12 protein-coding genes and 2 rRNA genes are annotated in these 18390 nt (G+C 62.8%); 2 read left to right on the top strand and 12 right to left on the bottom strand.

Annotation, left to right across the window (positions count from 1 at the left end):
- Nucleotides 1–206: 206 nt before the first annotated feature.
- Nucleotides 207–1064 carry a tryptophan 2,3-dioxygenase gene (gene kynA / locus JFT44_RS17730; RefSeq protein WP_057960627.1) on the bottom strand — a complete coding sequence of 286 codons (858 nt, stop codon included), beginning with the start codon at nucleotides 1062–1064 and terminating at the stop codon, nucleotides 207–209.
- Nucleotides 1061–1711 carry an arylformamidase gene (kynB, locus tag JFT44_RS17725; protein ID WP_057439320.1) on the bottom strand — a complete coding sequence of 217 codons (651 nt, stop codon included), beginning with the start codon at nucleotides 1709–1711 and terminating at the stop codon, nucleotides 1061–1063. The genes kynA and kynB overlap by 4 nt, the downstream gene beginning before the upstream one ends.
- Before the next feature lie 363 nt (nucleotides 1712–2074).
- Between kynB and JFT44_RS17720 the strand changes: the two genes are divergently transcribed.
- Nucleotides 2075–2419, top strand: a complete 345-nt coding sequence (locus JFT44_RS17720) for a cupin domain-containing protein (RefSeq protein WP_057439321.1) — start codon at nucleotides 2075–2077, stop codon at nucleotides 2417–2419.
- Between the two features lie 48 nt (nucleotides 2420–2467).
- Here JFT44_RS17720 and mmsB read toward each other — a convergent pair whose 3' ends face one another.
- Both mmsB and JFT44_RS17710 read right to left on the bottom strand, forming a co-directional pair.
- Nucleotides 2468–3355 (bottom strand): 3-hydroxyisobutyrate dehydrogenase, encoded by an 888-nt coding sequence (mmsB, locus tag JFT44_RS17715; protein WP_198830972.1) that lies wholly within the window; start codon nucleotides 3353–3355, stop codon nucleotides 2468–2470.
- A gap of 14 nt (nucleotides 3356–3369) precedes the next feature.
- A complete protein-coding gene (locus tag JFT44_RS17710; protein ID WP_057439323.1) occupies nucleotides 3370–4896 on the bottom strand; it encodes a CoA-acylating methylmalonate-semialdehyde dehydrogenase in 1527 nt (508 codons plus the stop codon).
- A 131-nt stretch (nucleotides 4897–5027) separates the two neighbouring features.
- On the opposite strand from JFT44_RS17710, the gene JFT44_RS17705 reads away from it, so the two are divergent.
- Nucleotides 5028–5975 (top strand): LysR family transcriptional regulator, encoded by a 948-nt coding sequence (locus tag JFT44_RS17705; RefSeq protein WP_057439324.1) that lies wholly within the window; start codon nucleotides 5028–5030, stop codon nucleotides 5973–5975.
- 106 nt (nucleotides 5976–6081) lie between these two features.
- On the opposite strand, the gene JFT44_RS17700 is transcribed toward JFT44_RS17705, so the two are convergent.
- From JFT44_RS17700 to JFT44_RS17665, 8 genes are all read right to left on the bottom strand, one after another.
- Nucleotides 6082–6597 carry an OmpA family protein gene (locus tag JFT44_RS17700; RefSeq protein ID WP_374068249.1) on the bottom strand — a complete coding sequence of 172 codons (516 nt, stop codon included), beginning with the start codon at nucleotides 6595–6597 and terminating at the stop codon, nucleotides 6082–6084.
- Nucleotides 6578–7846 carry a diguanylate cyclase domain-containing protein gene (locus JFT44_RS17695; RefSeq protein ID WP_198830971.1) on the bottom strand — a complete coding sequence of 423 codons (1269 nt, stop codon included), beginning with the start codon at nucleotides 7844–7846 and terminating at the stop codon, nucleotides 6578–6580. Before JFT44_RS17695 ends, JFT44_RS17700 begins: the two co-directional genes overlap by 20 nt.
- Nucleotides 7843–8415, bottom strand: a complete 573-nt coding sequence (locus JFT44_RS17690; RefSeq protein WP_057960632.1) for a YfiR family protein — start codon at nucleotides 8413–8415, stop codon at nucleotides 7843–7845. The genes JFT44_RS17695 and JFT44_RS17690 overlap by 4 nt, the downstream gene beginning before the upstream one ends.
- A 139-nt stretch (nucleotides 8416–8554) precedes the next feature.
- Complete coding sequence (gene recD / locus JFT44_RS17685; RefSeq protein ID WP_057960633.1) at nucleotides 8555–10603, bottom strand: exodeoxyribonuclease V subunit alpha; 2049 nt, start codon at nucleotides 10601–10603, stop codon at nucleotides 8555–8557.
- Complete coding sequence (gene recB, locus JFT44_RS17680; RefSeq protein ID WP_198830970.1) at nucleotides 10600–14277, bottom strand: exodeoxyribonuclease V subunit beta; 3678 nt, start codon at nucleotides 14275–14277, stop codon at nucleotides 10600–10602. Before recB ends, recD begins: the two co-directional genes overlap by 4 nt.
- Entirely contained in the window at nucleotides 14274–17723 is a 3450-nt protein-coding gene (gene recC / locus JFT44_RS17675) for an exodeoxyribonuclease V subunit gamma (RefSeq protein WP_198830969.1), read from the bottom strand. The genes recB and recC overlap by 4 nt, the downstream gene beginning before the upstream one ends.
- A 155-nt stretch (nucleotides 17724–17878) precedes the next feature.
- A 5S ribosomal RNA gene (gene rrf, locus JFT44_RS17670) occupies nucleotides 17879–17994 on the bottom strand.
- Between the two features lie 172 nt (nucleotides 17995–18166).
- Nucleotides 18167–18390 (bottom strand): 23S ribosomal RNA (locus JFT44_RS17665); the annotation flags it as partial.

The following is an 18390-nucleotide window of genomic DNA, read 5'->3' as shown; positions in this document are numbered from 1 at the left end:
CCTGTGTAGAAGCCGGCTTGTGTAGGAGCTGGCTTATGTGGGAGCTGGCTTGCCTGCGATGGCATCGACTCGGTCTAACTGAATGACCGAGCCGCCTGCATCGCGGGCAAGCCCGGCTCCCACATGAACGGGGCCACAATAGGAATGCATTACCAACAAAAAGCCCCGGTACTCAATGAGTGCCGGGGCTTTTTGTTGGGTTTCAATCAGAGCGTCGAACGCACCCGCCACAGCTCGGGGAACAGCACGGTGTCGAGCATCTTGCGCAGGTAACCCACGCCCTCAGTACCACCGGTGCCCGGCTGGAAGCCAATGATCCGCTCCACCGTGGTCACATGGCGGAAGCGCCATTGGCGGAACGAGTCTTCCAGGTCGATAAACTTCTCGGCCAACTGATACAGGTCCCAGTAACGGGTCGGATCGCGGTACACCTCGCGCCACGCCGCCTCCACGGATTCGTCATGAACCGTAGGCGCCGTCGGATCGCGTTGCGCACGCTGCGGGTCAATCGCCAGGCCCGCCTTGATCATCAGGTTGATCGCTTCGTCATACAGCGACGGCGTGGCGATCGCCACTTGCAGCTCCTTGAGCAACTCCGGGCGATGGGCGTGGGGCCGCAACAGCGCCGCGCTTTTATTGCCGAGGATGAACTCGATTTCCCGGTACTGGAACGACTGGAAGCCCGACGACTGCCCCAGGTACGGGCGGATCGCCTTGTATTCCGACGGCGTCATGGTCGCCAGGACCGCCCAGGCGTGCACCAGTTGATCGAAAATCCGCGAGACCCGCGCCAGCATCTTGAACGCCGGCGCCAGCTCACCCAGGCGCACATGTTCGCGGGCAGCCTTGAGTTCGTGGAGCATCAGCTTCATCCACAGCTCGGAGGTCTGGTGCTGGATGATAAACAGCATTTCGTTGTGGTCCGGCGACAGCGGGTGCTGGGCCGTGAGCACTTTGCCCAGGTCCAGGTAGTCGCCATAGCTCATGGACTCAGAAAAATTCAGCTCGGCGTTATGCCATTCTTCCGGCGGCTGGTAATCAGGGGAGAAAGGACACTGGCTCATCGCGTGGGCTCCTTGAGCGGGCGCAGGATTGCTCGTACCGGGCTGGCATCGAGGTTGGCAAAACGCAGCGGCAGGGCGATCAACTCGTAATCGCCCTGCGGGACGTCATCGAGCACGATGCCTTCGAGAATCGCCATGCCATGACGGGCGACGGCGTTGTGGGCATCCATGGTCTTGGACTGCTGCGGGTCCAGGGACGGCGTGTCGATGCCGATCAGGCGCACACCGAGGCTGGCCAGCAGCTCGATTGTTTCCTTGGCGACGGCGGTGAAGTTCGCGTCCCAGGTGGTCAACGGTGCCTGTTGATAAGTGCGCAGCAGCACGCGCTCCGGCAGGTTATCCAGGCGACCTTGCAACTGCTCGGGCTGCACCAGCGCGCCGCTGTCCAGGCAATACAGCACCCGGCACGGCCCCAGGTACACATCCAGCGAAACTTCGCCGATGGGCGCACCGTCGGCGCTGTAGTGCAACGGCGCATCGACATGGGCGCCGGTGTGGGGCGACAGCGTAATGCGGCCGACGTTGACCGGGCATTCGGGGCCGAACTGCCAGACGCGCTCTTCCTGGAAGGGCGTATCGCCCGGCCAGGTCGGGGTGGCGGTGCTCAAGGGTGGGCTGATATCCCACCACGTTTTTATTGGGTTCATACGAGGCTCTCGGTCGTTTCTAAGGTGAATGATACGAGGGCCAGCGGTAAATATTCTTGCGAATTCCAGCGCGAAGGCTGATTTCTTTCGTAGTTACTGCGAAGAAACGCCTGATTATTGAATGGATCCATCAGCCACCCCAGATCAAATGTGGGAGCGGGCTTGCCCGCGATAGCAGTGGACCAGTGAAAAATGTGTCACCTGACACACCGCCATCGCGGGCAAGCCCGCTCCCACAGGGACGGTGTAGGTTTTAAGATCGTATTCCAATGCGCTTCTGGGCATCCCAGTGTCGAGTTCAGACCACTGGCATCTGGCCTGGGGCTATAGGGTGGGGCTTCATTTCCCTGCCTTGGAGCCATCATGTCCCAGCCGATCACCGTACTGCGCGATACCCATCCCCTGCCGGTCCTGGATGCCTGCAAGTGGGAGAAACTCGAAGGTGACCCGCACACCGTCAACCTCAACGCCTACACCAGCGAAGACGGCAGCAAGATCATGGGCACCTGGATCTGCACTCCGGGCAAGTGGTACGTGGAGTACGTGAAGTGGGAATACTGCCATTTCCAGGAAGGCTACTGCGTGATCACCCCGGACGGCCTGGAGCCGATCCATTTGCGCGCTGGGGATATCTTTGTGGTGGAGCCCGGCATGAAGGGCACGTGGGAAGTGGTCGAGACGGTGCGTAAGTACTTCGTGTTTGCCTGAGCACGAAAAACCCGGGAGCCCACCCGACGCGGGCTCCCGGAAAATCCCCTATTGGAGCTTGCGATAGCTGTTGATGATCGCCGAGAAGTCCTTGCCCCCTTCCCCACGCTGGCTCATCGCTTGATACAACTGCTGCGCCACCGCCCCCAGGATCACCGGCTGGTGCGCCTGGCGTGCCGCTTCGGTCGCCAGGCCCAGGTCCTTGAGCATCAGGTCAGCGCCAAACCCCCCGGTATAACCCCGGGATGACGGCGCGGTCTCGATCACGCCCGGCCATGGGTTGTAGGTGTCGGAGCTCCAGCAGCGCCCGGTGGAGCTGTTGATGATGCCGGCCAGCACCTGGGTGTCGATGCCCAGCGCATCGCCCAGGGCCATGGCCTCGCTGACGCCGACCATGCTGATGCCCAGCAGCAGGTTGTTGCAGATCTTGGCGATTTGCCCGGTGCCGACTTCACCGCAATGCACGATGTTGCGGCCCATCTGCGCCAGCACCGGATGCAGGGTGGCGAACAGTTCCGGGGTGGCGCCGACCATAAAGGTCAGCGTCCCCGCCTGCGCCCCGCCCGTGCCGCCGGAGACCGGCGCATCGGCCATCGCCACGCCGTGCTTGGCTGCCGCAGCCGCCACATCGCGGGCGGTCTGAGGGTCAATGGTGCTGCAATCCACGGCCGGCACGCCTTTGCCGATACCGGCGAGCACGCCGTCTTCACTCAGCCAGACGCTGCGCACATGGGCGGCAGCGGGCAGCATGGTCAACACCAGTTCGGCGCCTTCTGATGCTGCGCGCGGTGAGGCACTGATGGTGCCGCCCAATTCGGCCAGTTCCTTGAGCACGGTCTGGTTCAGGTCAAACAGGTTCAGCGCGTGGCCAGCCTTGATCAGGTTGCGGGCCATGGGTGCGCCCATGTTGCCCAGGCCGATAAATGCAATCTTCATGGTCGTCTCCTTGATCAACGCAGGTTGATGGTGGTGTTGACGCCATCATTGACGCTGTCGTCGTCAAACCAGCGGCTGGTGACGGTTTTGGTCTGGGTGTAGAACTGCACCACTTGCTTGCCGTACGGGCCCAGGTCGCCGAGTTTCGAACCACGGGAACCGGTGAAGCTGAAGATCGGCACTGGCACTGGGATCGGGATGTTGATGCCGACCTGGCCGACGTCGATTTCGCTCTGGAACTTGCGCGCCGCCGCACCGCTCTGGGTGAACAGGCCGGTGCCGTTGCCGAACGGGTTGGCGTTGACCAGGGCGATGGCTTCGTCGAGGGTATCGACTTCCAGCACCACCAGCACCGGGCCGAAGATTTCCTGGGTGTAGATCTGCATATCGGTGGTCACGCCCGAGAACAGGGTCGGGCCGACGAAGTTGCCTTGCTCGAAGCCCGGCACCTGGATGTCGCGGCCGTCCAGTTCCAGCTTGGCGCCTTCTTTCACGCCGCTTTCGATCAGGTCGAGGATACGCGCCTTGGCGCGCTTGGAAATCACTGGGCCCACGTCGGTCCCGGCTTCGCTGCCGGCGTTGACTTTAAGCTTCAGCGCCAGGGCCTTGAGGTCCGGCAGCCACTGCTTGGCCGCGCCCACCAGCACCACCACCGAGGTGGCCATGCAGCGCTGGCCGGCCGCGCCGAAACCAGCGCCAACCAGTGCGTTAAGCGTCTGTTCACGGTTGGCATCGGGCAGCACCACCGCATGGTTCTTCGCGCCCATCATCGACTGCACGCGCTTGCCGTGCTTGCCCGCCAGGTCGTAGACGTGGGTGCCGACGGCGGTCGAGCCGACAAAGGACACGGCCTTGATATCTTTGTGGGTGCACAGAGCATCCACCACATCCTTGCCACCGTGGACCACGTTCAACACACCGGCCGGCACCCCGGCTTCCAGCGCCAGTTCCACCAGCATCAGGGTCGACAGCGGATCCTGTTCCGAAGGCTTGAGCACGAAGGTGTTGCCGCAGGCGATGGCCATCGGGAACATCCACAGCGGGATCATCGCCGGGAAGTTGAACGGGGTGATGCCGGCGCAGACGCCAATGGGTTGGCGCAGGGTGTAGGTGTCGACGCCACCGGCGACGTTCTCGGCGAACTCGCCCATTTGCAGGGTGCCGATGGAGCACGCGTGCTCGACCACTTCCAGGCCACGGAAAATATCACCCTCGGCATCGGCAATGGTCTTGCCCTGCTCGGCACTGAGGACTACGGCAATGCGTTTGGAGTGTTCACGAATCAGCGCCTGCAGCTTGAGCATGATGCGCATGCGCGCGCCGATCGGCGTCAGCTTCCAGGTCTGGAAGGCGCGATGGGCAGCGTCGATGGCCGCGTTGACTTCATCGGCCGTGGCAAAGGGCACACGGGCCAGGACTTGTTGGGTCGCCGGGTTGACGATGTCTTGCCATTCGGTGGTCTTGGACTCGACCCATTCACCGTTGATCAACAGTTTGGCCTGTTTGACGGTGGTATCGGCAGACGTAAGCGATGCGTTCATTGTGGTCTCCAGATCTTGTAGTTATGCAGAGAGCCAAGGCGTGAAGCGCCTTGAGGATGAGGCGTTCGGACGATTTTTGGAGTATAGATGTGCAAACTTCCAATAAGAACCCACATAAAAGCCGGTCCAACATGCAAAAAAACATCACGTCTTTAGGCTCGCTGAACTGGGATGACCTGAAGTTTTTCCTCGAAGTGGCGCGTACCCGCAAGGCCAGCGTCGCTGCCAAGCGCCTGGCGGTGGACTACACCACCGTGTCGCGGCGCATCAGCTCGCTGGAAGGCTCGCTGGGCACCCTGCTGTTCGAGAAATCCCGGACCAGCGGGTTTGTGCTGACCAATGAAGGCCAGCGTTTACTGGGTTACGCCGAGTCCATCGAAAGCACCCTGCACATGGCCTGCGAACAAGTATCGGGCTCCGGCGTGGCGCTGTCGGGGCATGTGCGCATGGGCTGTACCGAAGGGTTCGGTAGTTTTTTCGTCACCCCGCAACTGAGCCACTTCGTCGATACCTACCCGGCGATCTCGGTCGACATCCTGCCCCTGCCCCACTTCATCAGCCTGTCCAAGCGCGAAGCCGACATCGTCATCGCCCTGGAACGCCCGGAACACGGGCCCTACGTGTGCTGCAAACTGTGCGACTACAAGTTGCAGCTGTACGCGACCCAGGAATACCTCGACCAGCACCCACCCATCCGCCGCCCGGCCGATTTGGCCGACCATCCGTTTATCAGCTACGTGGATGACCTGGCGTTCAGCTCAGAGCTGCTGTACCTGGCCAATGTCGTCCCGGGCGCCAGCGCCAGCCTGCGCAGCACCAGCGTGATTGCGCAGTACGTGGCGGCGCAGCAGGGGCGTTCGCTGGCGATCTTGCCGTGCTTCCTGGCGGCGCAGGACTCGCGGTTGCTGCCGGTGTTGGGGGAGGAGATCAATATTACGCGGCAGTTCTGGATGTATTGCCGGGAGGATTTGCGCAAGTTGAAGCGGATTACGTTGTTGTGGGATTACATCCGTGAGGTGACGGAGCAGAACCAGGGGTTGTTGATGGGGGAAACGCGGGAGATGGTGTTTGCCGACTGAATGGCTGCTGCGGGGACAGAACTTTGGGCCGGCACTAATAAGTGTGGAAGCGGGCTTGCCCGCTCCCACAGTTGAGCGTGTTTGAAATTCAGACCGGCCTGTCGGCTCAGTCGGCGATCACTACAATCGACACCCGGCGGTTTTCGGTACGGCCCGCGGAGGTGCTGTTGGAGGCCACCGGCTCGCTGCTGCCCAGGCCGCGCAGTTGTACGTTTTCTTCCTTCATACCCACGCCCACCAAGACCTTGCCCACGCTTTTCGCCCGGCGCAGGGACAGTTGCTGGTTGTAGGCTTCCTTGCCCGAGGCATCGGTGTGGCCGTCTACGCGCACGCGTTCGATGCCCACGCCGGTGAGGGCCTTGCCGATGCGTTCGACGATCTCGGTGCTGGGCGTGTTGAGTTTTTCGACGTCGCTGCCAAACAGCACTTTGCCCGACAGGCCAAACGCCCAGCCTTCGTCGGTCAGTTCGAAGCCTTGTTGTTTGAGCACCGCCACTTGCACCGGGGTCAGGCCTTTGGGGGGGGGAGTCTGGCAGCCACTCAGGGCCAGTAGCGCAATAAACAAGGTGATAAACAGAACGCGTGTGTTAGCAAACAAGGGATCAACTCCTGTGTTGAACATTGGCGGCCGAGTGCTCCGACTCCGCCGTGTGCTGGCCGCCCTGGGAAAGGCGTTTGGCCTGGTACATCGCCACATCGGCGGCATTGAGCAAGGCGCCGGGAGTGGCACCATGATCGGGATATACCGCGATACCGATACTGAGTGAGGTCAACACTTCGGTGTTGCCCGGCAGCGGGATGGGCTGGTCCATGCTGGCGATGATTTTGTCGGCGATGCGCTGGGCATCTTCGAGCTTGTGCAGGGGCGAGAGCAGGATGGCGAACTCGTCACCGCCCAGGCGGGCCACCAGGTCGCTCTCGCGCAGTTGCGCCCGCACGCGCGCGGCGACCGCAACCAGGACGGCGTCACCGGCGGCATGCCCGAAATTGTCGTTGATGTCTTTGAAGCGGTCACTGTCGAGGAACAGCACCGCCACTCGCTCGTTGAGCTTGGCCGCGCTGCGCAAGGCGCGAATCAGGCGGCCCTCAAAGAAGGCGCGGTTGGGCAGCCCGGTCAGGCTGTCATGGCTGGCCTGGTGGGCAAGGGTTTCGTTTTCGCTTTGCAGGTGGGTTTGCCAAGCTTCCAGCTCGTCAAGCAGGGCATTGAAGTCGTTGCCCAGGCTGTCGAGCTCGGCGATCTGCGCCGGCGGCACACGGCGGTCGAAGGCCCGCTCGCTGCGCGCAGCGTGGGCGACGTCGGCCAGGCTGTGCAGGGGGCCGATAATGCCGCGCAACATGCGCCGTGCCAGGTAAATCGCGACCCAGCCACTGATAGCGGTACAGATGATGATCCCCGCCAGGCCACTGAGCAAAAAGCGCAACAGGCTACCGCCGTGGCCACTCAACTCGACGGTGCCAATTTTCTGGCCTTGATGCAGGATCGGCTGGCTGATGGGCTCTTCCAGCAGCGTGTGGGCCAACTCCAGCTCGATCCTGGACAGCACCCCCGTTTCCGGACGCACCCAATGGGCCAGGGTGTTGCCGTTGAGGTCCAGCACCCGGGCTTCAGCGACTTCTTCAGTGGAGGCAATCAGCGCCAGGGCTTCGGTGGCCGCCACGCGGTCCTTGAACACCACTGCGGCTCCTACGGTGTAGTTGATCGAGCGGGCGATCAGGTGCAGGTTGTGGTCGGCATATACCCGTAGGGCCAGCACCCCCAGCAGGGTCAGGGAGACGCTGGCCATGGCTACGGCCACCAGCGCCACACTCAGGTGCCCGCGACCAAGGACCGAACGTAATGTAGGGCGGGTTTTGGCGTTACGCAGCTTCATGGCTCCGGCGCCCGACGACGGGATAACTGCAGGACGCTGGGATGGATGCGCACACCGCTGCGGGCGACGGAGTCGAGGTTGACCTCGAACGAGACTTGCTCATCAGTGACCCGCAGGCAAAACAGGCTACCCACAGTGCATTGATCGCCGCCTTCGCTGATGCTCAGCACCGGATGGCCAGTCAACGCGGTGAACAGGCGGCCACGCTCGTCAGGAGTGAGCTTGCCGATGTACAGCGCGTCGCACGCATTGACGATATTGGGGTTGTCCGCCAGCAAGCGCTGGACCACCACCGGCCGGCCGGTGGCCTGGGTGGTACCCTTGACCAGGTCGTCGGTGTATTGGGTCGGGCCAACGATGCACAACCGCAGTTGTGCGGGCTCCACCGGCCAACGGGCGTAGCTGAGAATCCCCAGTACCACCTGGGTGACGGCCTGGGCCCGCTGGTCGGCTGCACTGGCTGTGGGCGCCTGGGCAAAAGCCAGAGGCGTGACGAGACACAAAACGGCCGATAGCAGCAATCGTCTCCAGCTCCAACTACGCTCTGCGGGCGAGACAGCCACGTTCATGCAGCGATTCTCTATGATCTTCTCGGGATAATGCCGCAACGATAGCATATTGGCGGAAACCCCATCGAGACGGGCTCTAGGTAGATTCTGCCATTCATCACGAAAAACCCGACATATCGGTCAGGTTTTTCCCACATTCTCACGCACCCAACTCCAACATCAGCCCGCTCAACCGTTTTACCTTGCGCCGCACCGCCTCTTCGAAAACCCCGCCACGGGTCTCGATCAAGCTGAAGCGATCCTTGGCGCGGGTGATGCCGGTGTAGATCAGCTCCTTGGTCAGTACCGGGTTCAGTGCATCCGGCAAGATCAAGGCCGTGTGGGCAAACTCCGAGCCCTGGGACTTGTGCACGGTCATGGCGTAGACGGTTTCCACATCATTGAGGCGGCTGGGCAGCACAAAGCGCACTCCGCCCTGGCCATCGTTGCGCGGGAAGGCCACGCGCAGCACCTGCGGCCCACCGTCGCTTTCGGGCAGCTTCAAGGCGATACCAATGTCACCGTTCATCAAGCCCAGGCCATAGTCGTTGCGGGTCATCAGCACCGGGCGGCCTTCGTACCATTGCTGGTCGCTGTCGATCAGCCGGGCCTTGAGCAGCGCCGCGGTGATGCGCTGGTTGAGGCCTTCCACGCCCCAAGGGCCCTTGCGCACCGCGCACAGCAACTGGAAGGCATCGAAGGCTTGCAACAACTGGCGCGCCCAGTCGGTCCAGCGCGAGTCGTCGCGGGGTGTCTCGGCTGCCGGGCGCGTGGTGCGCAACAGGTTCAGGTAGTAGCGATAGCCCTGGGCATCGCTGCCCTGCCCGTCCAGCACCAGGCGCTCCAGGGCGCGGTCATGCTCGCCCTTGAGGTGCAGGCAAAACAGGTCGTGGCTGCCGGCGTCCAGCAGTTGGCGAGCCTGCTCGGGGTTTTGCTGGTTGACCCAGCGCGCCAGTTGGCCGATGCCGCTGCCTTCGCCGAAACGCCGGGAATAACGCAGCATGACCACTTGTTGCGCCAGCGGATGACTGGCCTCGAGATCCTCCAGCAGGCCGCTGCCCGCCAGGGTCTCGCCACTGACGTTTTCCAGCCATTGGCGGGTGTCGGGGCTGTACCAACCCGCTTCGGCATCGCGGCACAAATCGCCGAGCACCGCGCCGGCTTCCACCGAGGCCAATTGGTCCTTGTCCCCCAACAGTACCAGGCGCGCATGGGGCGGCAAGGCATCCAGCAGGTTGGCCATCATTTCCAGGTCGATCATCGAGGCTTCATCCACCACCAGCACATCCAGCGGCAACAGGTTGCCCGCGTGATGGCGGAAATGCCGGGTGCCGGGGCGGCTACCCAACAGGCGGTGCACGGTGGTGACCTCGGTGGGGATTTTTTCGCGCACAGCGTCGGGCACTTGCAGCGAGCGTACTTGCTGGCTGATGGATTCGGTCAAGCGTGCCGCCGCCTTGCCGGTAGGCGCCGCCAGGCGGATGCGCAAGGCCGTGCCCTGCTCCACTGCGGGTGCCTGCAGCAAGGCCAACAGGCGCACCACCGTGGTGGTCTTGCCGGTGCCGGGGCCGCCGGTGACGATGCTGAACGCACCGCGCGTGGCCAGGGCACAGGCGAGTTTCTGCCAATCGACCACGCCGTCCGGGGGCGGTTGGTCGAACAGGCCATTCAAGCGCTGGGGCAGGTCGGCCGAGACCGCTTCCTGCACGGCAAGACGCTGACGCAAGGCGCTGTCGATGCGTCGCTCATAGGTCCAGTAACGCCGCAGATACAGGCGCTTGCCCGACAATACCAATGGCCGGCTTTGCGCCGCCGCACTGCCATCGACGGCCAGCGCCACCAGCGGGCTTGCGGCCAGGGCATGGCACCAATGGGCGCCGTCCAGGCCCTCGAGCAATTGCGAGGGCAGCAGCATCACGCCACTTGAAAGATCCCCTTCTGGGGGCAGCGACAGAGCGAAATCCGGGGCCTTCAGGGTTTCGAACAGGTCCAGGCACACATGGCCGTGGCCCAGTTGGTGACTGGTCAGGGCGGCGGCCAGCAGCACCAGGGGATCGGCCTGTGGATCCAGTTCGTGGAGAAAGCCGACGAACGCCTTGTCCAGCGCCCGCAGCCAGCCGCGCTCGACCCAGCGCTCCAGCAGGTGCATTAGGTCGTCAGCGCGATCCAGCGGTGCCAGTGCCTCCAGCGGCATTGTCGAGAGGCTCATAGCAGGACTCCTTGTTCCCAGGCCGGTTCGACCTTGGGCGGTTGCGGCTTGCCCTGGAACAGCAGGTCCAGGCGTTCGATCAGCTCCCGTGGCGGCCGGGTGAAATACGCGCCCTGGCTCACGGCTTGGCTACCGCGCAGGAACAGATAGAGCGCGCCGCCCACATGCTGGTCGTAATCGTAATCCGGCAGGCGCGCCTTGAGTTGGCGATGCAGGGCCAGCAGGTAGAGGACATATTGCAGGTCGTAGCGATGGTCGAGAATCGACTGTTCCATGGCCTCACGGGTGTAGGCCGCGTCGTCGGCGCCGAGCCAGTTGGATTTGTAGTCAGCCACGTAGTAGCGGCCGTCATGTTCGAAGGTCAGGTCGATAAAGCCCTTGAACATGCCATTGAGCAACACCGGCTCGGCGGCGACCCGCGACACGCCGTCATGGGTGTATTGGCAGACCAGTTGGTCGAGGGCGAGCACATCGACTTTGTGGCTCGCGAACCAGAACTCCATTTCAATCTGATACTGCTGCAGGTCGCTCAGGGTCACGGAGGCCTGCCCATGGCCCAGGCCCAACGGCACTTGCAACAGGTGCCCGAGCCAGCCGCTGAGGGTGCCAATCCAGCCTTCCCAACCACGTCGGTTGCAGCGCCGGGCGACGGCATCTTCGATGGCTTCGGCCGTTACGTTGAAGCCTTCGTTACCGGCCCACTCCAGCAGGCCGTGGAGAAAGGTCCCGGGGTTGGGGCCCCGTGGGAAACGGTGAATATCCCCGCCAGACGCGGCGACTTCGCGCGGTGCATCCGGGTCCAGGCGTTCGTCGTCGAACAGCTTCTGTGCCTGGGGGCTTTCCGGGGCTTCCAGGCTGGCGGCGCTCATGCTTTCGCCGATGCGCAGGGCGCTGTAGGACGCGATCCACCAGTTTTCCGCGGCCTTGCGCTTGGGCAGCAGCGGCGCAAGCAAGGTCGCGTCATTGCGCGGTGGTTGGTAGGTACTGGTGTCAGCTTCCGGCATTTGCCCGTAGGCAATCGCCGCGCAGCCGTCCTGCAAATCCATCAGCCAGCGGGCCAGGGCTGCGGACTCACCCAGGGCCGCGCCGCCGCCCAGCAGATAGCCCAGGGCTGACAGGTGCAACACCGAACTGTTGTTATTGCCGCGTTTGAGGTCGGCCACGCCCAGCCAACAGGCATGCTTGGCCCGAGTCAGCGCCACATAGAACAGACGCAGGTCTTCGGCCAGGCGCTCGTCATCAGCCTGGGCGATCAGTTCGACGGTGGGTTTCAGGCTGACCTGGGACTTGCCGTTGGCATCGTGGTAATGCAGCGGCAGGCGGCTGCCGTCGACCGGCTTGGCCGAGCAGATAAACGGCAGGAAGACCAGGTCGTATTCCAGGCCCTTGGACTTGTGGATAGTCACCACTTTGACCAGTTGCTCATCGCTTTCCAGGCGCAGGATCTGCTCTTCGCCGGCCTGGCCCGAGAGCGCTAGGTGCTCCGCAAGATGGCGGATCAGCGCTTGTTCGCCGTCCAGCTCTGCGGCGGCCTGTTGCAGCAACTCGCACAGGTGCAGCAGGTTCGTCAGCACCCGTTCGCCATCGCTGCGGGCAATCAGGGTTTGCGGCAACTTGAAGTCATGCAGCAGACGCCGCAGCATCGGCAGCACGCCCTGGGTGCGCCAGATCACGCGGTAATCGCGGAACTGCATGACTCGCTGCTCCCAGACCAGTTCGTCCTGGTTCAGTTGTTCCAGCTCGGGCAGCGACAGGTTGAGGGTGACGCAGGCCAGGGCCGCGCGCAGCGGGCGCTCGACATCCGGTTCGGCACAGGCTTTGAGCCAGGCGAGCAGGTCATGGGCTTCCTGGGAGGCGAATACCGAGTCCTTATCGGACAGGTACACGCTGCGCACACCCCGCGCGGCCAGCTCACCGCGTACGGCCTGGGCTTCCTTGCCGTCACGCACAAGGATGGCGATGTTCGACGGTTGCACGGGAGTGAAGTCTGCCCCCTTGATAAACCCTGCCGTGCCCTGCTGACCGCCATTGAGCAACGCGACAATCTGGCTGGCGCACGCGCCTGCCAATTGCTGGCGATACCGCACATTGGAGATCGGCTGGTCGGTGGGCAGGTGCCAGATATTCAGGGCTGGCAGTGTGTGGCCATCGACCTGCAACTGCTCCTTGCGACCCTGGGACGACACTGGCTGGAAAGGCACCGGGTTGTCGCCGTCGGGCGTACGAAACAGAAACGCCCCACGCCCGGACTCCGCACGCTCGAACACGTGGTTGACCGCCTCGACCATCGCATGACTGGAGCGAAAGTTGGTGCCCAGGGTATGCAAGCGCCCGGCGGTGGCCTGGCGGGCGCGCAGGTAGGTGTAGATATCGGCGCCGCGAAACGCATAAATCGCCTGCTTGGGGTCGCCGATCAGGAACAGGCCGCTGCGCGGGCTGTTGTCTTCGATGCGGTAGATGCTTTCGAAGATCCGGTACTGCACCGGGTCGGTGTCCTGGAATTCGTCGATCAGGGCCACCGGGAACTGCTCGCGGATTACGCTTGCCAGACGTTCGCCACCCTCGGTTTGCAGGGCGGCGTCGAGGCGGATGAGCATGTCGTCGAAACCCATCTCGGCACGCCGGCGTTTCTCTTCTTCAAAGCGTTTGCCGACCCAGGCCGCCGCGTGTTGCAACACTGCAGCATCGGGCGTGGGCAAGGCGTCGAGGCTGGCTTTGAGGCCCGCCATGGCATCCAGGCCGGGGTGACGGGGGGCGTCGCCCTTCCAGGCTTCGGCCATACCCTCGGGGGTCAGGCGGGTGAAGCCGGTGCCGATGTCCAGTTGTTCCAGGGTTTCGTCAGCGGCCCAGGCGCTGATTTTCTCGAACCAGGACTCGAAATAACGGGCCTGCATCTTGCGGCCGTCCACAGCCTTGGCGGCGACAGCTTGCAGGCAGATCTCGCGCAACTCGGCGGCCCATTGCTGCCAGGGGGCCTTGAGCGCCACCAGGGCCTCGCGGCGCTCGTGCAAGCAGGCCTCGATCAACTCGGCGGGCTCACGGGGTTCATCACCGGGGCGCTCGCTACCGAACAACGCGCGCACTCGGGGCATCAGCGCCGCAGGGCCACCCCAGTTGCTGCGGACCCAGTTCAGGGCATCGCCGTGCATCGGGTAGCAGAACAGCCGCCAGTAGTCGCGCAACACTTCGCCAAGCAAGTCGCTGTGGTCGGTTTCCAGGGTCTGGGTAAACAGGCTGCCACTGTCGAAAGCGTGCTCGCGCAGCATGCGCTGGCACCAACTGTGGATGGTCGAGACGGCGGCCTCGTCCATCCATTGCGCGGCGATGTCGAGGCGGTTGGCGCAACCCTGCCACTGCTCGGCGCTGTACTGATCACGCAGCTCGGCGATCAGGGCATCGGGCTGTTCGATTTCGTCACGAAAGAAACGCGCCGCTTGTGCCAGGCGGGTGCGGATGCGTTCACGCAGCTCTTTGGTGGCGGCATCGGTGAAGGTCACCACGAGGATTTGCGGCGGCAGCAATTCGCGGCCAAAACCCGCCTCATCGCCACCGTGGCCCAGAACCAGGCGCAGGTATAACGCGGAGATGGTGAAGGTCTTGCCGGTACCGGCGCTGGCTTCGATCAGTTGGCTGCCACGCAGGGGGAAGGCCAGGGCCAGGGGTTTGGTGCTCATGAGCGGGCCTCCTCGCTGGTCAGTGATCGCCAGGGGGCGGTGATGAGTGGGCGGTACAGGGTTTCGCACCAGCCTTCGAAATCTTCACTGGCGACCAGGGCCGCGTAGTCGGGGAATTGCCGGGTGAGGGCCGGGCTTTCGCGGCGCTCGCCATCGCTGGTGATGCCATCGCCTTCGTAGGCTTTAAGGGCGGCGGTCTGGGCTTTGTCCGGGTCAGTCTGGCCGAGCCAGGCGAAGGCGGTCTTCACCGCGATCGGTAGTGGTTCGCTCATGCCGGCCCGCCAGGCCAGGAGCAGGTTGCCAAGCACATCCTGGGCAAGGTTTTGCTCCAGTGGCGCCAGTAGGAGCGTGTCATCACTCGCCACCAGGCCGGTGCTCAAGGGCAGGCCACAGGCGCAGGCCACCAGGTGGTTGACCCATGGGCGGATCAGGCGATGCCACTTGCGGGTCTTGATCGAGCCGATGCTGTTGGGGATGGTGGTCACGCTGAGCAAGCCGCCATCTCTGCGCCGGTGCAAGCCGCTGACCCAGCCGTCGAGTTGAATACCCTGGTGCGCGAAGCTGACGGGCTCCGCCGTATTGTGTGGCGTGGGCCAGAGTGCCAGGAGTTGCTGGTAGCGTTGCAGCAAGTCAGGCAAGGGTTCGATCAGCTCGTTGCGCAGGCATTCGCCGAAACCGACCATGGGCAGCAGGCCACTGCCTTGAAGACGTTGCGCTTGGGCCTGCAGGGCTTGTTCGAGATGATCCGGGTCGGTCAGCGCGGCGGCGAGCAGGCTGTCGCTCAAGGTGTAGCGCTGCAAGGCGTCGAGGACGAAGGGTTCTTCATCGGCCAGGGGCACTTCAGCGGCTTCGAAAAATACTTTGAGGCGCTGGCTGAAGAAATGCCTGACAGGGTTACGCAAAAAGTCCTGCAACTGACCCAGGCTCAGGGGTTCTTCCTGGATGTGGGGTGCCAGACCGGTCGTTTCGAGGGGCTGGTCTTGAACTTCGTGTAACAGTTGCCATTCGCGGGCGTAGCTGAACAGTGGATCGCCCTCGTGGAAGTAACGCGCACTGAAGGGTTGCAATGGGTGCTCCTGGGTCATCGCCTCCAGCAACGGTTGCTCCTGGGCATGCTGCCAGCCGCTGGCGAGGTGATCGCGCAGTTGGCCGATCAGCACGGACGCCGGGCGCTCGCTGTTATCGCGGATGCTGCGGCCGACCCAACTGATGTAGAGCTGGTCGCGCGCCGAGAGCAGGGCTTCGAGCAGCAGGTATCGGTCGTCTTCACGCCGGGAGCGGTCGCCGGGGCGGTAGTCGCTGCCCATCAGGTCGAAATCCAGCGGCGGTTGCGCGCGGGGATAGTCGCCGTCGTTCATGCCCAGCAGGCACACCAGCTTGAAGGGGATGGCCCGCATCGGCATCAGGGTGCAGAAGTTCACGGCACCGGCGAGAAAGCGCTGGGACAAGCGGCCCTGATCGAGACCGGCGAGCCAGGCCTCACGCACGACAGTCAGCGGTAATTCGTCGTACAGGCCGACGGACTCGCAGGTCTCCAGCCAGTCTTCCCGCAGTTGCTCCAACTGACCCAGCAGATAGTCATCGTGTTCATTGCTGGGCAGGAAGAAGCGCTGCATCAAGTCTTGCAGGCGTGTGCCCCAGGCTTGCGGGGTCGCGGGCTGTGACAGGGCTTGGTGGGCATCGTGCAATGCGTCAAGCAGGGCGACCAAGGGCCCGATCAGCGCCGCGTCGAGGCCGCCGATTTCGTCATAGGGCTCAATGCCGGCGCAGGCTGCGCCACTGCCGACGGCGTAGCCCAGCAGCATGCGGCGCAGGCCGAATCTCCAGCTGTTCTGCTCCAGCGCACTGGGCAGGCCCAGGCCTGCGCGCTGTTCAGCATCGAGCCCCCAACGGATGCCTGCGCCTTCTATCCAAAGGTGCAGCGTGGGCAGGTCGCGCTCCTGGATGGCGAAGCGTTCGCGCAAGGCGGGAACGTCCAGCAAGTCGAGGATTTCGCTGACCGGGAAACGGCTGTCCGGGAGTTTCAGCAGGTGTTCGACGGCGATCAACAGCGGGTCGCGGCCCCGTTGGCCCTGGTCCGTCAGGGTGAAGGGGATGAAACGTGGGTCTTTCTTGTCCAACTGGCCGAACACCGCACGGATATGCGGTGCATAGCTGTCAACGTCCGGGACCATGACGATAACGTCGCGGGGGCGCAACGTCGGGTCCGCGCTGAAGCGTTGGAGCAGTTGGTCGTGAAGGATTTCCACTTCGCGCTGGGCGCTGTGGGCGATGTGGAAGCGGATCGAGGTGTCGTGCTGCAGATCGACGGCCGGCCAGCGCTCGCGGGTTTCCGGGAGCGGGCGCAGTTCGAGGATATCGTCCTGTAGCTGGTTGAGAACGGTGGTCGGCTCGCTGTCGCTGAACAGGTCGATGCGCCCGTCACGGAAGGCCGACCGGTAGCTGTTGGGATCGTCGTAGCTGTCCAGCAGGTTGATGTAGTCGCGACCTTGCTTGCCCCAGGCGGCCAGCAAGGGGTGGGCGTGCTGGTGCAAAGTTTGCGGGTCGATGGTGACAGGCATCCCGGTCTTGCGCGCCTGGCGTTTGTATTCGTTTCGCAGGAGGTCTTTGTCGGCGACGATGTCGGACCAATGGTGACGGCAAGGGTTGTGCACGCAGAGCAACACCTGGCTGAAACGGGCCAGGCCGGCCAGGGCTTCAAGGGCCTGGGCGGGCAAGGAAGAAATGCCAAACACGATGACGCGGGACGGCAGGCCTTGGGGGGCGGTGTCCAGGTTATTAATGCGTTCGATAAAACGCTGGTGAACCCCGGCACGGCTTTGCGCCATGCCTTCCTCACCCACGTCCAGCAGCAACGCGCGCCATAACTCGGCCTGCCAGCAGTTGGCCGGGCTCAAGGGCTTGGCTTCGCCTCGGCCATTGCGCAACTGGTGGCGGCCAGCGGCCCAGTCTTCCAGCCAGTCGGCACGGTACACCTGATATTGATCGAACAGGTCGGCCAGGCGCTCCGCCAGTTGGTAGCGTTTACGCAGGTCAGTGTCATGGGTGAGGAAGCGTTGCAGGGGCTCGAAGTGCGGCTGGTCGATCAGCTCGGGCAACAGGCGCATCAGGCGCCACGTCAGTGGGGCTTTATCCAGCAAGGATTTGGCCGGGATTTCATCGCGGCCCAGGACCATGCGATAGAGCTGCCACATAAAGCTGCCGGGCAGTTGCACGTCGATTGCCGCGGCTATGCCGCACCCTCCCAGATCGTCCTCTTCCGGGTCTTCAGCAAGGGCCAGCTTGAGCCATTGGGCGATGCCGTTGCTTTGCACCAGAGCGATTTCGTTTTCCAGGGGAGCCAATGGATAACGACGCATCCAACTGACGACCAGGCTGCGCAGTTCATCCAGGCGATTGCCGTGGACGACCATAAATCCAGCACTGAGGGACGTTGCATCCGGCATAACGGCTTCCTTGGGAAAAGCAAAATCGAGGGAGCGACTTTAGCATTGAAGGGCGTTACAGGCGGAGTTGGACTGCGCGCCAAATCGCCTCAGCGCTTTTCGCCCGCCCAAAACAAAACCCCAACTGCTTTCGCAATTGGGGTTTCGGAATTTAATCTTGACGATGACCTACTCTCACATGGGGAAACCCCACACTACCATCGGCGATGCATCGTTTCACTACTGAGTTCGGGATGGGATCAGGTGGTTCCAATGCTCTATGGTCGTCAAGAAATTCGGGTACTGAGTCGTGACCAGATGGTCTCGCTTCAGCAAATTGGGTATGTGATAGCTTTCGGTGTTTTGTGAGATTCGAACTTTCGGTTCATTTCGTCTTCACACACCGCAATCTGATGCTTTTGCTTGTTTCCAAGTCAAGAGTAGTCAAATTGCTTGGGTGTTATATGGTCAAGCCTCACGGGCAATTAGTATTGGTTAGCTCAACGCCTCACAGCGCTTACACACCCAACCTATCAACGTCGTAGTCTTCGACGGCCCTTTAGGGAACTCAAGGTTCCAGTGAGATCTCATCTTGAGGCTAGTTTCCCGCTTAGATGCTTTCAGCGGTTATCTATTCCGAACATAGCTACCCGGCAATGCCACTGGCGTGACAACCGGAACACCAGAG

The sequence above is a fragment of the Pseudomonas sp. MF5691 genome (genome assembly GCF_016405645.1).
Lineage (GTDB): Bacteria > Pseudomonadota > Gammaproteobacteria > Pseudomonadales > Pseudomonadaceae > Aquipseudomonas > Aquipseudomonas shahriarae.
This window is presented reverse-complemented; position numbering and strand designations above follow the sequence as displayed.

Excerpts from the sequence above, each read along its gene's own strand:
- kynA (WP_057960627.1), bottom strand. The coding sequence starts at position 1,064 with ATGAGCCAGTGTCCTTTCTCCCCTGATTACCAGCCGCCGGAAGAATGG.
- kynB (WP_057439320.1), bottom strand. The coding sequence starts at position 1,711 with ATGAACCCAATAAAAACGTGGTGGGATATCAGCCCACCCTTGAGCACC.
- JFT44_RS17720 (WP_057439321.1), top strand. The coding sequence starts at position 2,075 with ATGTCCCAGCCGATCACCGTACTGCGCGATACCCATCCCCTGCCGGTC.
- mmsB (WP_198830972.1), bottom strand. The coding sequence starts at position 3,355 with ATGAAGATTGCATTTATCGGCCTGGGCAACATGGGCGCACCCATGGCC.
- JFT44_RS17710 (WP_057439323.1), bottom strand. The coding sequence starts at position 4,896 with ATGAACGCATCGCTTACGTCTGCCGATACCACCGTCAAACAGGCCAAA.
- JFT44_RS17705 (WP_057439324.1), top strand. The coding sequence starts at position 5,028 with ATGCAAAAAAACATCACGTCTTTAGGCTCGCTGAACTGGGATGACCTG.
- JFT44_RS17700 (WP_374068249.1), bottom strand. The coding sequence starts at position 6,597 with ATGTTCAACACAGGAGTTGATCCCTTGTTTGCTAACACACGCGTTCTG.
- JFT44_RS17695 (WP_198830971.1), bottom strand. The coding sequence starts at position 7,846 with ATGAAGCTGCGTAACGCCAAAACCCGCCCTACATTACGTTCGGTCCTT.
- JFT44_RS17690 (WP_057960632.1), bottom strand. The coding sequence starts at position 8,415 with ATGAACGTGGCTGTCTCGCCCGCAGAGCGTAGTTGGAGCTGGAGACGA.
- recD (WP_057960633.1), bottom strand. The coding sequence starts at position 10,603 with ATGAGCCTCTCGACAATGCCGCTGGAGGCACTGGCACCGCTGGATCGC.
- recB (WP_198830970.1), bottom strand. The coding sequence starts at position 14,277 with ATGAGCACCAAACCCCTGGCCCTGGCCTTCCCCCTGCGTGGCAGCCAA.
- recC (WP_198830969.1), bottom strand. The coding sequence starts at position 17,723 with ATGCCGGATGCAACGTCCCTCAGTGCTGGATTTATGGTCGTCCACGGC.